Source organism: Variovorax sp. J22P240 (assembly GCF_030316855.1).
GTDB lineage: Bacteria > Pseudomonadota > Gammaproteobacteria > Burkholderiales > Burkholderiaceae_C > Variovorax.
The window spans coordinates 234218-248023 of the sequence record NZ_JASZYR010000005.1 but is presented as its reverse complement, the minus strand read 5'-3'; the positions used below and the strand labels follow the sequence as shown (position 1 = coordinate 248023).

The 13806-nt window shown below is 68.0% G+C and carries 16 protein-coding genes; 5 read left to right on the top strand and 11 right to left on the bottom strand.

What is annotated here, in order from left to right; translation table 11 throughout:
• Window positions 1-37 precede the first annotated feature (37 nt).
• The 4 genes from QTI24_RS16075 to purT all read right to left on the bottom strand — a co-directional run bounded on the left by QTI24_RS16075 (window position 38) and on the right by purT (window position 4089).
• Window positions 38-913 (bottom strand): branched-chain amino acid ABC transporter permease, encoded by an 876-nt coding sequence (locus tag QTI24_RS16075; RefSeq protein WP_286601717.1) that lies wholly within the window; start codon window positions 911-913, stop codon window positions 38-40.
• A 93-nt stretch (window positions 914-1006) separates the two neighbouring features.
• Window positions 1007-1750: an AraC family transcriptional regulator gene (locus QTI24_RS16070; protein ID WP_503011270.1), complete on the bottom strand. Its 744-nt coding sequence runs from the start codon at window positions 1748-1750 to the stop codon at window positions 1007-1009.
• Between the two features lie 161 nt (window positions 1751-1911).
• On the bottom strand, window positions 1912-2859 hold the full coding sequence (gene lipP1 / locus QTI24_RS16065) for a LipP1 family hormone-sensitive lipase (protein ID WP_286601714.1): 948 nt from the start codon (window positions 2857-2859) through the stop codon (window positions 1912-1914).
• Between the two features lie 27 nt (window positions 2860-2886).
• The gene (gene purT, locus QTI24_RS16060; protein ID WP_286601713.1) at window positions 2887-4089 is read right to left on the bottom strand and encodes a formate-dependent phosphoribosylglycinamide formyltransferase; all 1203 of its coding nucleotides are present in this window, start codon (window positions 4087-4089) and stop codon (window positions 2887-2889) included.
• Between the two features lie 166 nt (window positions 4090-4255).
• On the opposite strand from purT, the gene QTI24_RS16055 reads away from it, so the two are divergent.
• The 5 genes from QTI24_RS16055 to QTI24_RS16035 all read left to right on the top strand — a co-directional run bounded on the left by QTI24_RS16055 (window position 4256) and on the right by QTI24_RS16035 (window position 8233).
• Entirely contained in the window at window positions 4256-5104 is an 849-nt protein-coding gene (locus tag QTI24_RS16055; RefSeq protein WP_286601711.1) for a 3-hydroxybutyryl-CoA dehydrogenase, read from the top strand.
• 13 nt (window positions 5105-5117) lie between these two features.
• Complete coding sequence (locus QTI24_RS16050; protein ID WP_286601710.1) at window positions 5118-5933, top strand: crotonase/enoyl-CoA hydratase family protein; 816 nt, start codon at window positions 5118-5120, stop codon at window positions 5931-5933.
• Between the two features lie 90 nt (window positions 5934-6023).
• On the top strand, window positions 6024-6485 hold the full coding sequence (locus QTI24_RS16045; RefSeq protein ID WP_286601709.1) for a MarR family winged helix-turn-helix transcriptional regulator: 462 nt from the start codon (window positions 6024-6026) through the stop codon (window positions 6483-6485).
• Window positions 6486-6548: 63 nt separating this feature from the next.
• Window positions 6549-6974 (top strand): organic hydroperoxide resistance protein, encoded by a 426-nt coding sequence (locus tag QTI24_RS16040; RefSeq protein ID WP_286601707.1) that lies wholly within the window; start codon window positions 6549-6551, stop codon window positions 6972-6974.
• Window positions 6975-7114: 140 nt separating this feature from the next.
• Window positions 7115-8233 (top strand): DUF2855 family protein, encoded by a 1119-nt coding sequence (locus QTI24_RS16035; RefSeq protein WP_286601705.1) that lies wholly within the window; start codon window positions 7115-7117, stop codon window positions 8231-8233.
• Window positions 8234-8267: 34 nt separating this feature from the next.
• On the opposite strand, the gene ccmI is transcribed toward QTI24_RS16035, so the two are convergent.
• The 7 genes from ccmI to ccmC are packed head-to-tail and all read right to left on the bottom strand — an operon-like array spanning window position 8268 to window position 13798.
• Window positions 8268-9488, bottom strand: coding sequence for a c-type cytochrome biogenesis protein CcmI (ccmI, locus tag QTI24_RS16030; RefSeq protein WP_286601704.1), 1221 nt, complete (start codon window positions 9486-9488; stop codon window positions 8268-8270).
• The gene (locus tag QTI24_RS16025; RefSeq protein WP_286601703.1) at window positions 9485-9919 is read right to left on the bottom strand and encodes a cytochrome c-type biogenesis protein; all 435 of its coding nucleotides are present in this window, start codon (window positions 9917-9919) and stop codon (window positions 9485-9487) included. The genes ccmI and QTI24_RS16025 overlap by 4 nt, the downstream gene beginning before the upstream one ends.
• Window positions 9916-10437 carry a DsbE family thiol:disulfide interchange protein gene (locus QTI24_RS16020; protein ID WP_286601946.1) on the bottom strand — a complete coding sequence of 174 codons (522 nt, stop codon included), beginning with the start codon at window positions 10435-10437 and terminating at the stop codon, window positions 9916-9918. The genes QTI24_RS16025 and QTI24_RS16020 overlap by 4 nt, the downstream gene beginning before the upstream one ends.
• Window positions 10434-12440 (bottom strand): heme lyase CcmF/NrfE family subunit, encoded by a 2007-nt coding sequence (locus QTI24_RS16015; protein WP_286601702.1) that lies wholly within the window; start codon window positions 12438-12440, stop codon window positions 10434-10436. The genes QTI24_RS16020 and QTI24_RS16015 overlap by 4 nt, the downstream gene beginning before the upstream one ends.
• Window positions 12437-12895: a cytochrome c maturation protein CcmE gene (gene ccmE, locus QTI24_RS16010; protein ID WP_286601701.1), complete on the bottom strand. Its 459-nt coding sequence runs from the start codon at window positions 12893-12895 to the stop codon at window positions 12437-12439. The genes QTI24_RS16015 and ccmE overlap by 4 nt, the downstream gene beginning before the upstream one ends.
• Entirely contained in the window at window positions 12885-13031 is a 147-nt protein-coding gene (locus QTI24_RS16005) for a hypothetical protein (RefSeq protein ID WP_286601699.1), read from the bottom strand. Before QTI24_RS16005 ends, ccmE begins: the two co-directional genes overlap by 11 nt.
• Window positions 13028-13798: a heme ABC transporter permease CcmC gene (ccmC, locus tag QTI24_RS16000; RefSeq protein ID WP_286601698.1), complete on the bottom strand. Its 771-nt coding sequence runs from the start codon at window positions 13796-13798 to the stop codon at window positions 13028-13030. The genes QTI24_RS16005 and ccmC overlap by 4 nt, the downstream gene beginning before the upstream one ends.
• Window positions 13799-13806: the final 8 nt, after the last annotated feature.

Genomic DNA, 13806 nt, shown 5'->3' with positions numbered 1-13806 from the left:
GACACGAAGTGCGCGAGCCTGGGGGAGAGCTTCATCTCTAGACTTTTTTTCGCAGCTTCTCGCCGAAGAGGCCGTTGGGCTTCACCATCAGCATCACCAGCACCACGATGTAGGGGGCCGTGTCTTTGAAGCCGTCCGGCAGATAGAAGCCCGCGAAGGATTCGACGATGCCGATCACCAGCCCGCCGACGATCGCGCCCGGCAGGCTGCCGAACCCGCCCACGACCGCCGCAGGGAAGGCCTTGAGCCCGATAAAACCCATGTTCGCGTGCACGAAGGTGATCGGCGCCAGCAACATGCCGGCGATGGCCGCGACCGCCGCCGCCAGGCCCCACACCAGGCCGTTGAGCCGCTTCACCGGGATGCCCATGTAGTACGCAGCCAATTGGTTCTGCGACGAAGCCTGCATCGCGATGCCGAGCTTGCTGTAGCGGAACATCGCGAACAGCAGTCCGCACAGCACCGCCGTGGCCCCGATGATCGCCATCTGCTCGACGTTGACGACCAGCTCGCCCACCTTCCAGATCTGGTCCTTGTAAGGCACCGGCAGCGCATGCGTCTCGGTGCCGATGGCGGGGATCATCGTGATCAGGCCACGCGCCACGTAGCCGATGCCGATGGTCAGCATCACGATCGAGAACTGCGGCTGCCCGAGGATCGGCCGGATCACGACCAGTTCCAGCAGCACGCCGAAGGCGACCATGGCAGCGACTGCCAGCAATGCCGCCAGCCAGAACGGCAGGCCGAACAGCGTCATACCCGCGAAGGCGCAGAAGGCACCGAGCATCATCAGTTCGCCCTGCGCGAAGCTCACCGTCTCGGTGGCCTTGTAGATGAGCACGAACCCCAGTGCGATCAGGCCATAGATGCAGCCTTGCGCGATGCCAGAGAGCAGGAGCTGGAGGATTTGCAAAGGGGTCTCGTTCGGGTTTCGCGGTTTATAGCGGTGAGCACCACGCGTCGCGCAGAGGGTTGACCCGCATCCGGCGTGGCGCGGACATGCGCGTCATTGGTGCACCGCAAGCCGCCGCGAGCCGGCGAGGATGTCGCTGGGTCGCAGGCCGTAGACCTGGCGGATCGAATGGCTGAAGTGGGTCGAATCCGGATAGCCGGTGTCGAGCGCGATGTCGGTGAGGGTGGCGGTCTGCCGCACATGGCGCAGCAGGCTGCGTGCTCGCTTCCAGGCGCGGAAGGCGCGGAACGGCACGCCGGTTTCCTGCTTGAACAGATGCAGGAAGCGGGAGAAGGACAGCTTGACCGCCGCTGCGCATTCCTCGGCCGAGGTGGGTGCGGCCGGGTCGGCATTGATGCGGTCCACCACGGCGCGGATGCGCGCATCGAGCGCGCGCGGCGCCAGCGGATGGCCGAAGAAGAGCGTGTCGAAGTCGAAGCCGTCGAAGCTCTCCCGGCCGGAGGCTTCCAGCAGGCGTGCATGCGCGTCGCGAACGCGGCGGACGAACAGCGGCGCATCGACCGGCCCGCAGTGCTGGAGAAAGCCCGGCAGCAGCGCCGGGTCGACCGATTCCGATTCGACGAGGAGATTGAGGATCAGTCGATGATCGGTCGCGACCTGGTGCGGCACTTGGGGCGGCACCACCAGCAGTTCGCCACTCTGCCAGGCACTGCCTCCGATTCGGATGCGCAGCGGGGCGCCCGTCGGCGACACGTAGACACCATGCCCGCCGAGACTGCGTTCCGACGCCGCACCGAGAAGCCCTGCATAGAACACGCGCTGCGTCGTGATCCACATGAGGCGCTCGCCCTGGTTGCTGCGCGCCGCGTCTGTCGGTTGTCTGGTCACCAGGTTGCCCTTTCCTCCGCACTGCGACGATGGGCCCATGGCCGCCGTCGGTTCGAAGGATCGTAGCGGCGCAATCCGGCGTGGCGACGCCGTTTGCGCGAGGACTTACCCTAGGCGCGCGGCATCAGTGCGCGCCGCAGCTCGCCGGCGCACAGCCCGACGGCGGCGTTGGCCTCGTCGAGCAGCCGGCCCATGGTGATGAAGCCGTGGATCTGGCGCTCGAAGCAGACGTAGGTCGCGCGGTTGCCCGCTTCGGTCAACGCACGCGCGTAGTCGAGTCCCTCGTCGCGCAGCGGGTCGTAGCCGGCGGTCAGTACCAGTGCGGGCGGCAGGCCAGCGAGGTTCTTGTGCAACAGCGGCGACGCGCGCCAGTCGAGGTCGTGCGCCGCGTCGGTAATGTAGTGGTCATGGAAGTACGTGATCGTGTCGCTCGTCAGCACATAGCCCTGCCCGTTGGTCGTGTGCGACGGGTGCAGTCGGCGCATGTCGGTCGCGGGATAGATCAAGAGCTGGAAGGCGATCGGCAGGTCGCCGGCATCGCGCGCGTCCAGGGCGACCACGGCAGCGAGGTTGCCGCCCGCGCTGTCACCACCGACGGCCAGCCGGCTCGGGTCCACGCCGAGCGCGGCAGCTTCCTTGCGCACCCAGCGTGTGGCCGCGAGCACGTCGTCCACGGCCGCGGGGAAGCGATGCTCCGGGCCCATGCGGTAGTCCACCGCCACAACGGCGCAGCCCGAGAGATTGGAAAGCTCGCGGCACAGCGTGTCGTGCGTGTCCAGGTCGCCGATGGTCCAGCCGCCACCGTGGTAGTAGACGAGCACCGGCAGCACTTGCCCGGCGTCCGAGCCCAGCGGCCGGTAGAGCCGCATCGGGATGGCGCCATGCGGTCCTTCGGCGACCAGCTCGCGCACCTCTGCCACTTCGCCCGGGTCCGGCTGCGTGATGGCGCGCCGCTCGCGATAGAACTTGCGGGCGTCGGCATACGTGAGCGTGTGGGTCGGCGGCACGCCGCGCTGGACGAGAAGGTCAATGAAGGCCTGGGCTTGAGGATGCAGCATGGAACGCTCCGGGTGAGTGATGAGGGATCAGGGCTTGCGAGGCTTGACCCGCGACGCCGCTTCCTTGGCGTTGCGGCGCGCGGTGTCGATGTCGTCGGCATGCGCCAGCGCCACGCCCATGCGGCGCTTGACGAAGCTCTCCGGCTTGCCGAAGAGCCGCACGTCGGTGCCCGGCACCGCCAGCGCTTCCGCCACGCCGTCGAAGGCGATGCCGGTGGCGTCCACGCCGCCGTAAATGACGGCGCTGGCGCCCGGGCTCTTGAGCGCGGTGTCGACCGGCAGGCCGAGGATGGCGCGGGCATGGAGCTCGAACTCGTTCTGCCATTGCGTCGCCATGGTCACCATGCCGGTGTCGTGCGGTCGCGGGCTCACCTCGCTGAACCAGACCTGATCGCCCTTGACGAACAGTTCGACGCCAAAGAGGCCCTGGCCGCCGAGGTCCGCCGTCACGGCCTGCGCGATCTGCTGCGCCTTCTGGAGCGCGGCCGGCGCCATGGGATGCGGCTGCCAGCTCTCGACATAGTCGCCGCTGACCTGCACGTGGCCGATCGGGTCGCAAAAGTGCGTCTGCACCGCGCCGGCACCGTCGAGTGCGCGCACGGTCAGCAGCGTGATCTCGTAGTCGAAGTCGATGAAGCCTTCGACGATCACCCGGCCATGACTCACGCGGCCGCCGGCCATGGCGTAGTCCCACGCTTTTTGCACGTCGGCCGGGCCGTCGATCTTGCTCTGGCCCTTGCCGGAGCTGCTCATCACGGGCTTGACGATGCAGGGGTAGCCGATGCCCGCGTCGATCGCCGCCTGCAACTCGGCCAGCGAATCGCAAAACTTGTAGGGGCTGGTCGGCACGCCCAGTGTCTCGGCGGCGAGGCGGCGGATGCCTTCGCGGTCCATCGTCAAGCGCGCCGCACGAGCGGTCGGGATCACGCGCACCACGCCGGCATCTTCGAGTTGCTGCAGCATGGGCGTGGCGATGGCCTCGATCTCGGGGACGACGAGGTGCGGCTTCTCGGCCTCGATCAGCGCCTGGAGTTGCGCGGGGTCGCTCATCGTGATGGTGCGCGCGTGGTGCGCCACCTGCTGGCCGGGGGCGTTCTCGTATCGGTCGACGGCGATGGTCTCCACGCCCAGGCGCTGGAGTGCGATCAGCACTTCCTTGCCGAGCTCGCCGGAGCCCAGCAGCATCACGCGGGTGGCTGAGGGAGAAAGGGGGGTGCCGAGGGTGGTCATGGTGCGGGTCCGTGGCTGGGGAATCTGAACGCGGCACTTTAAATCACCCGCGTTGTCACACGCGGCAACGGTGCCTATCGGCCGCTGTTTCACAATGACGGGCACGGATCGCCGCGGCAGCGGCGTCTTCCCTCCCCTTTCATTTTCAGTTCAAGGAGCATTTCTCATGGCTATCCAGACGGTCGGCATCATCGGTGCGGGAACGATGGGCAACGGCATCGCACAGGCTTGCGCCGTGGCGGGCGTGAATGTCGTCATGGTCGACATCGCGCAAGCGGCGGTCGACAAGGGCATCGCCACGGTGGCGGGCAGCCTCGACAGGCTCATCAAGAAGGAGAAGCTCACGACCGCCCAGAAGGACGCGGCGCTCGCGCTCATCAAGGGCTCGACCCACTACGACGACCTGAAGGCCGCGCAACTGGTCATCGAGGCCGCCACCGAGAACCACGAACTCAAGCTCAAGATCCTCAAGCAAGTGGACGCGATCCTCGCACCGGAAGTGATCGTCGCGTCGAACACCTCGTCGATCTCGATCACCCAGCTCGCGGCCGCCACCTCGCGCGCCGACCGGTTCATCGGCATGCACTTCTTCAACCCCGTGCCGATGATGGCGCTGGTCGAGATCATCCGCGGCTACCTCACCAGCGATGCGACGCACGACGCGGTGAAGGAACTCGCAGTGAAGCTGGGCAAGTCGCCGATCACCGTGAAGAACGCGCCGGGCTTCGTGGTCAACCGCATCCTGGTGCCGATGATCAACGAGGCCTTCTTCGTGCTGGCCGAGGGCCTCGCGACGGCGGAGGACATCGACGCCGGAATGAAGCTCGGCTGCAACCAGCCGATCGGCCCGCTGGCGCTCGCCGACATGATCGGGCTCGACGTCTGCCTGGCCGTGATGGAGGTGTACCTGGAGCAGTTCGGCGATTCCAAGTACCGCCCCTGCCCTCTGCTCAAGGAGATGGTCGCGGCGGGCCAGCTCGGGCGCAAGACCGGCCGCGGCGTGTACACGTACTGACCACGGAGCCGCGATGACTGCCACGCCCACCACCCCGCCACCCGAGGGCTGCATCGACACGCAGGCGCTCGACCATGTGCTGCTGATCGGCATCAACCGCCCGGCCAAGCGCAATGGCTGGACGCCAGCCATGTTCAAGCAGCTCGCCGAGGCCTACACGCGGCTCGACGACGACCCGGCGCTGCGCGTCGGCGTGCTGCATGCCTTCGGCGATCACTTCACGGCGGGGCTCGACCTGCCCGCAGTGGCCGAGTTCATGAAGCGCGGCGAGAAGGCGATTCCCCAAGGGCTCGTCGAGCCGCACGATTTCGGCCTGCCCGGCTACCGTCGCCGCACCAAGCCGATGGTGGTCGCGGTCAAGGGGATCTGCTTTACGGTGGGCATCGAACTCATGCTCGGCGCGGACATCGTGGTCGCCGCCGACAACTGCCGCTTCTCGCAGATGGAAGTCCAGCGCGGGATCATGGCCACGGGCGGCGCCACGCTGCGCATGGCCGAGCGCGCGGGACTGGGCAACGCCATGCTGCACCTGCTGACGGCCGACGAATTCGACAGCGCAGAAGCCTTCCGCCTGAACTTCGTGCAGAAGGTCGTGCCGGCCGGGCAGGAACTCGACGAAGCCTTGCGCATTGCGCAACGCATCGCTGCGCAGGCGCCGTTGGCGGTAGTTGCGACCCGCCTCAACGTGATGAAAGCGATCGAACACGGCCCGCTTGCGGCGGTGGAGGAATTCATCCCCGTGCAGCAGCGTCTTGCCAACAGCGAGGATGCGGCCGAAGGCGTGCGCTCCTTCGTCGAGCGGCGGCCTGCTCGCTTCAGCGGTCGTTGACAATCCGAGGCGCGGCGGCAACGCCGCATCCGGAACATCCGGCTACAAACTAAATTGCACACAATTTAATTGCCAGCTATACTTCAGGTCATGCGCAACCCAGCCCCTTCCGCCATTTCTGTCGACGAGATGCTGCAGTTGGACAACCAGCTCTGTTTCGCGGTGTATTCGGCATCGCTGGCCATGACCAAGCGGTACAAGCCGCTACTCGACAAACTCCAGCTCACTTATCCGCAATACCTCGTGATGCTGGTGCTGTGGGAACGCGACGGCCTCATGGTGTCCGAGCTGGGCGAGCGGCTGTTCCTCGATTCGGGCACGCTGACGCCACTGCTGAAGCGGCTGGAAGCCAATGGCCTGGTCGCCCGCATCCGCGATGTCGGCGACGAGCGCCGCGTGCACGTCAGCCTCACCGCCGCCGGCCGCAAGCTCAAGGCGCGCGCCGCCAGCGTTCCGGCCTGCCTGTTGGCCGCATCGCAATGCTCCGTGGACGAGCTGATGGCCCTCACGCAGCAAGTGCAGATCCTGCGGGACCGCGTCAGGGCCGCCTAGATTTTCTCTACCGCTTCGATCCATCGAAGCACCCTTGCTCTCCAACCAACCGAAGGAACCACCATGGTCAAGAAACTCGACAAAGTGCTCTACACCGCGCAAGCCCACACCATCGGCGGCCGCGACGGCGCCGGCAAGACCAGCGACGGCTCGCTGGACGTCAAGCTCAGCTCGCCCGGGTCCGGCAAGCCGGGCACCAACCCCGAGCAACTGTTTGCAGTCGGCTATTCGGCCTGCTTCATCGGCGCGATGAGGGCCGTGGCGCCCAAGATCAATGTCAAGGTGCCTGAGGACGTCGCCATCGACGCCAGCGTTTCGCTCGGCCCGATCGACGCCGGCGCCGCCTACGGCATCGCCGTCAAGCTCGCGATCACCCTGCCGGGGCTCGACGACGCGCAGAAGAAGCTGCTGGTCGAAGCGGCTCACCAGGTGTGCCCCTACTCGAACGCCACGCGCGGCAACGTCGAGGTCGAACTCTCGATCGCCTGATCGCGGTCCGCAGGGCTCGATCAAGGCCCGGCAGGCGTCGCCTACGCGACGAGCTGCCGGGCCTTTTTCATGCAATCGACGCAAGCCTGCGCTATGGTCATCCGCGTCATCGCAGCGCACAGGACGCACAAGGAGAAACCATGAGCACGACCGACCTGCTGATCCGCAAGGACGACCTTTCTTCCACTCGCTTGCGCACTTCCGAGGACCAACGGCTCGCCGACGGACAGATCCGGGTACGCATCGACAGCTTCGCGCTCACTTCCAACAACATCACCTACGCCGCCTTCGGCGACGCGATGAACTACTGGCAGTTCTTCCCGACCGGCGAAGAGGGCTGGGGCACGATCCCGGTGTGGGGCTTCGGGGCGGTGGTTCACTCGCTGCACCCCGGCGTTGCCGTCGGCGAACGACTCTACGGCTACTTCCCCATGGCCTCCTCCGCCGTGCTGACGCCCGAGCGCCTGTCGCCCGAGCGCTTCACCGATGGCGCCGCCCATCGCGCTGCGTTGCCAGCCGTCTACAACCAGTACTTCCGCTGCCGATCCGACCCGCTCTACACCACGGACACCGAAGACATCCAGGCGCTGTTGCGGCCGCTGTTCATCACCTCTTGGCTGATCGACGACTTCCTCGAAGACAACGACTTCTTCGGCGCGCGCCCCGGCGCGATGCTGCTGTCGAGCGCTTCGAGCAAGACGGCCTACGGCACCGCCTTCCAGCTGGCGCAGCGCGAGGGCATCGAAGTGATCGGCCTCACGTCGGCCGCCAACAAGGCCTTCTGCGAAAGCCTGGGCTGCTACAGCCGCGTGCTCGCCTACGAGGAACTCGGCCAACTCCCGGCCGACAAGCCCTGCGTGTACGTGGACTTCGCCGGCAACGGCGCGCTGCGCCGCGCGATCCATACTCGCTTCACGAACCTCAAGCACAGCGCCTCGATCGGCGGCACGCACGTCGACCAGCTGGCCGCCAGCGGCTCGGGCAAAGACCTGCCCGGCCCGCGCGCGACGCTGTTCTTCGCGCCGGCCCAGATCAAGAAGCGCACCTCCGAATGGGGTGCCGAGGCTTTCGGGCAGCGCATGGTGCAAGCCTGGCACGCCTTCATCGCGCGCGTGACCGATGCCAAGGCGCCGTGGCTGCGCGCCGAACACCACGACGGCGGCGCAGAAGTGCAGGTTGCGTATGCAGAGGTGCTGTCAGGACGCGGCGACCCGCGCGTCGGATACGTGTTGTCACTTTCCGCGCCGCCTTCACGGTAGGCGCCCGGCCCTGGCCGTGGCGGTCCCCCGATCCTCACCGCATCACCTTGTCCGCCTCCAGCTTGATGGCATCCTGCCCCAATGCCACATCGGCCACCGAACCGGTCAAGTCACCCGGCTGCGGCGCTGCCTGACCCGACCGTGTCACGCGCACCTCGACCGTCACCACGTCGAAGCGCGAGATCGGGAAGTCCGGCGACATCGCCAGGGTGTCGTCGAGCACGAACTTCGCAGGCAGATCCTTGACTTGCAGGCGCAGCACCGCGACCGGCATGCGCCCGGTGGCAGCGGACTTGGCCAGCACGAACACGGTGTCTTGCGGTGCAGTCTTTTCCTGCAATGCCGCGGCGATCGACACGGTGCCGCCGACGCGCTTGCCCGCCACTTCGACGCGCGGCGCTGCCGACCGTTTCGCCGCGTCCAGTTCAGCGAGATTGGCGCCGATCCTCTGGGCCGCCTCGGAGTCCGGCGGCAGCAAGGCCAGCACATGCTCCCACCGTTGCCGGGCCTGCGCGAGGTCACCGCGCTTGAAAGCGGCCATGCCGGCCAGCGCGAGCGCCTTCGGATGGTCGGCATCGATGGCCAGCGCGGCATCGATGGCGGCCTGCGCCGGCCCGCCCAGGTCGCCGTCGCGGGCCGATGCCAGCGCGTCCGCGTAATCGGCCAGCAACTGAGGCTGGTTCGGCGCCAGCGCCATCGCCCTCTGGTAGGCGACCGCCGCATCGTCGTAGCGTTGCAGGTACTCGTAGGAGCGTGCCAGCACGATCCAGCCTTCCACATCGTCGGGCTGGGTGCGCAGCCGCGCGGCCAGGCGGCCGACCATGGCCTCGACCTCGCCGCCCTCGCCCTCATGGGAGCCCGAGCGCTCGGCCGCCAGCATCTGGCTCGCGGCAGCCATCGGATTGCCGACCTGCAGATACACCAGCAGCGCCGCGGCAGGCAGCCCGACGCTCAGGATGCCTGCGACGCCCCACCCCATCCACGGCCGGAACGCGAGCCCGACGCGCGGTGCCGATGGCGATGCCTCGTGGAGCACTTGCCGCTGCAGTTCGTCGATGGCCTGCGCGCGGTCATGCGCGCTCAGCGCATGAGACTCGAAGTCCCTCTCGATCCGGGCCAGTTGTTCCGCATGAAGCCTGCGCACGGCATCGCGCTGCGCCAGCGGGCGCGTTGTCGATGCCCTGAGCAGCGGCGGAACGACGAAGAGCAGCGCCAGCACCAGCAGCGCGACGGCGACCAGCCACAGGACCGTCACGGTGCGTCCCCTTTCAGGAGCGCGTCCGCTCTTTCGCGTTCGGCCGGCGTCAGCGGCGCGGGCTCCGAGCGGCCGTGCCGGCTCACCACGCGCCACAGCGCGGCGAAGCCCACCGCAAGCAGCACGAAGGGCCCCAGCCACAGCAGCCAGGTCGACGGCATGAAGGGCGGGTCATAGCGCACGAAGGCGCCGTAGCGTTCCTCGAAATAGTCCCTGATCTGCTGCTCGCTGCGGCCCTGGCCGAGCTGCTCCCGGATCTGCTGGCGCATGTCGGCGGCCAGCGGCGCGTTCGATTCGGCCAAGGTCTGGTTCTGGCACACCATGCAGCGAAGGCTGGCCGAGAGTCGCGCCTCCCTGTCCTCGATCGCACCGGCCGCGTTCGCGCCGTGCATCGATGCCCAGAGCAGGAGAAGGCAGGCAAATCGGCTCATTGCAGGCTCCGCACGATCGGCAGCAGGCGTTCGCGCCAGAGTTCGGCGCTGATCGGACCCGCATGCTTGTAACGAATGCGGCCAGCGCCATCGATCACGAAGGTCTCGGGCACTCCGTACACGCCGTAGTCGATGCCGACGCGACCGTCACTGTCGACCGCCGACCCGCGATAGGGATTGCCCCAGCGCTGCAGCCAGGTGCGCGCCGCGTCGCTCTTGTCCTTGTAGTTGAGTCCGTAGAGCACCACGCCGTCCTTGCCGGCGAGTTCCATCAGCACCGGCAGCTCGTCGCGGCAGGGCGCGCACCATGAGGCCCACACGTTCAGCAGCCAGACCTGCCCGCGCAGGCCATCGACTTTCAGCCTTTGCTGGGGGTCATGCAGCAGCGGCAGGTCGATGGCGGGCGCCGGCTTGTCGATCAACGCCGAAGGCAGCAGCTTCGGGTCGCGACGCAAGCCCACCGCCAGCAGGATCGCCAGCACGATGAAGATCGCGAAAGGCAGCTTGAATCGCATCAGGCGCCCTCCTGCGGCCGCAACGCGGCCGCGGCGCCACTGGTCGCTGCGGCCTTGCGCGCGGCCAGGCCGAGGCGGTAGCGGCGATCGGTCGCCGCGAGCAAGCCCCCGAAGGCCATCAGCAGGCAGCCAGCCCAGATCCACGCCATGAAGGGCTTGACGTGGAGGCGCATCGTCCACGCGGCGTCGCCGGCCGGCTCACCCAGCGCGACGAAGAGATCGCGCGTGAGGCCGACGTCGATGGCGGCCTGGCTCAAGGGCATTTGCTGGGCGCGGTAGACGCGCTTCTCTGGATGCAGCGTCGCCACCGAGTGGCCGTGGCGTGTGACCTGCACCGTGGCGCGCTGCGCGTCGTAGTTCGGCCCGCTCGCCGGCGCGATGCCTTCGAAACGAAACGCGAAGCCCGCCACCGCAACCTGCTCGCCCAGGTTCAGCTTGAGTTCCTGCCGGCTCTCGAAGCCGTTGGCCATCGTCGCGCCGAAGATGAAGACGCCGATGCCCGCATGCGCGGCCAGCATGCCGTACCAGCCACGCGGCTGGCGGCGCGCGCGTTCGAGCCACCCGCCGGACGCGCCACGCAACCGCTGCCAGGCGTGCGCCACGGCGCTGGCCACGGCCCAGGCCGCCAGCAGAAGCGCAAAGGTCGACATCGCCGGCCAGCCCCGCTGACCGGCCGGCAGCGTGAAGGGCAACAACAGCGCGGCCACGCAACTGGCAGCGAGGGCCCAACGCAGGCGCCGCGCCAGTTCGGGCAGCGGCGCGTGCTTCCAGCGCGCAATCGGCCCCACCCCCATGAGAAAGATCGCCGGCACCATGATCGGCACGAACACCGCCTCGAAGTACGGCGGCCCGACGGAGATCTTCTGGCCCGTCAGCACGTCGAGCGCCAACGGATAGAGCGTGCCGATGAGCACCGACATCGCCGCGACCGTCAGCACCACGTTGTTGGACAGCAGCAGCGACTCGCGCGACAGCAGGCCGAAGCGCCCGCCCAGGCCGATGCGCGGCGCGCGCCCGCCGAAGAGCAGCAGCGAACCGCCCACCACCGCGACCATGAAGGCCAGGATGAAGAGCCCGCGCCCCGGATCGACCGCGAAGGCATGCACCGAGGTCAGCACGCCGGAGCGCACGAGGAATGTCCCCAGCAGGCTCAGCGAGAAGGTGCAGATGGCGAGCAGCACGGTCCAGCTGCGAAAGGCATGACGCTGCTCGGTCACCGCCAGCGAATGGATCAGCGCCGTGCCCACGAGCCAGGGCATGAAGGAGGCGTTCTCCACCGGGTCCCAGAACCACCAGCCGCCCCAGCCGAGAACGTAGTAGGCCCATGCGCTGCCCATCAGGATGCCCAGGGTCAGGAACATCCAGGCGGCCACGGTCCAGGGGCGCGACCAGCGCGCCCACGCTGCGTTGAGTTCGCCCGACAGCAGCGCCGCGATGGCAAAGGCAAAGGCGACCGAGAACCCGACGTAGCCCATGTAGAGGACCGGCGGATGCACCACCATGCCCGGATCCTGCAGCAGCGGGTTCAGGTCGCGCCCCACCAGCGCGGGCGGCATCAGGCGAGCGAAGGGATTCGAGAGGAACAGCAGGAACAGGAGGAAACCCACGCTGAGCCACCCCATCACCGCGAGCACGCGCGCCACGTAGGCCTCGGGCAGTTGCCGGCTGAACAGCGCCACCGCCACGGTCCACGCGCTGAGCAGGCACAGCCACAACAGCATCGAGCCTTCGTGCCCGCCCCACACGGCTGCAAACCGGTAGGCGGCGGGCAGGTCGGCATGCGAGTTGGACGCCACGTAGAGCACGGAGAAGTCGTTGTCCAGGAAGCTCCACGCCAGGCAGGCGAAGGCGATGGCCGCGAAGATGAATTGGCCGAGCGCCGCCGGGCGCGCCAGCCGGATCCAGCCGGTCACGCCCCAGTGCGCGCCCGCCAGCGGCAGGCTGCCCTGCACCACCGCCACGAGCAAGGCGAGTACCAGGCTGAAGACGCCGATCTCCGGGATCACTGCGGGGCCTCCAGCGTCGGCGCCGTGTGGGCCTGGCGCGCCTGCTCCAGGGCCGCGGCGGCTTCGGGCGGCATGTAGTTCTCGTCATGCTTGGCCAGCACCTGAGTCGCCTCGAAGGAGCCGTCGGGCAGCAATCGGCCTGCCACCACCACGCCCTTGCCTTCGCGGAACAGGTCCGGCAACAGGCCACGGTAGCTCACCGGCACACGCTGTGCCATGTCGGTCACGACAAAGCGGACCGTCAGGCCGTCATGGCCCCGCTGCACCGAGCCGGTCTCCACCAGTCCGCCGATGCGGAAGGCGCCATTGCGCGGCGCGGCACTGGCCGCGACCTGGCTCGGGCTGAAGAAGAAGACCAGGTTCGAGCGCAGCGCGTTCAGCACCAGCAGCGCGGCGAGCCCGAACGCCAGCAGCCCGGAGCCGATGATCGCCAAACGCCGAGTTCTAGGCTTCATCGTGCGGCTCCGGCGGCGGCAACAGGCGGGATTGCGTGTGACTGCGGCGCAAGAGCGTCCAAACCTCGGCGGCGATCAGCGCCGCAGCGACACCGTAGGCCGCGAGGATGTACAGGATCGCGTCGCTGCTGCTCATCGCCGCCTCGCCAAGTTGTCGCGCTCCGCGATCAGGCAGCGCACGCGCACCAGCGCCACCGCCACCGAATAGGCCCAGCAGGCGCCCGCCATCAGCAGCATGCCCACGAGCATGGTGTGCGCCATCGCGGGCGCGGCCGTGAAGCTGATCGATGCGCCCTGGTGCAGGGTGTTCCACCACTGCACCGAGAAATAGATGATGGGCACGTTGACCACGCCGGCCAGCAACACGATCGCGCCGCCGCGATCCGCGCGGCGCGGATCGTCGATGGCCGACACCAGGCCCAGATAGCCCAGGTAGAGAAAGAGCAGGATCAGCTCGGAGGTCAGCCGCGCATCCCACACCCACCAGGTGCCCCAGGTCGGCTTGCCCCACACCGCGCCAGTCCACAGCGCGATGACGGTGAACAGCGCGCCCGTGGGCGCCAGCGCCCGCGCCATCAGCGCCGAAAGCCGCGTGTGGAAGGCGAGCCCCATCGCGGCATGGAAGGCCGCCACGAGATAGATGAACATCGACATCCACGCCGCCGGCACGTGGATGAAGATGATGCGGTAGACCTCGCCCTGCTGGTGATCGGTGGGCGCCACGAGGAAGCCGACCACCAGACCCGCCACCGCCAGCGCGACGGCCAGGGCCGCGAACCACGGCACGACGCGGCCGGCCCAGCCATGGAACACCGTGGGCGATGCCAGTTGCCGCCACTGCCCGCGCCGATCGGTTGGGGTCGACGTCAGCGCGTGAGGGTCGATGCGTCGAAGCGAGTCCATGGCGCCGC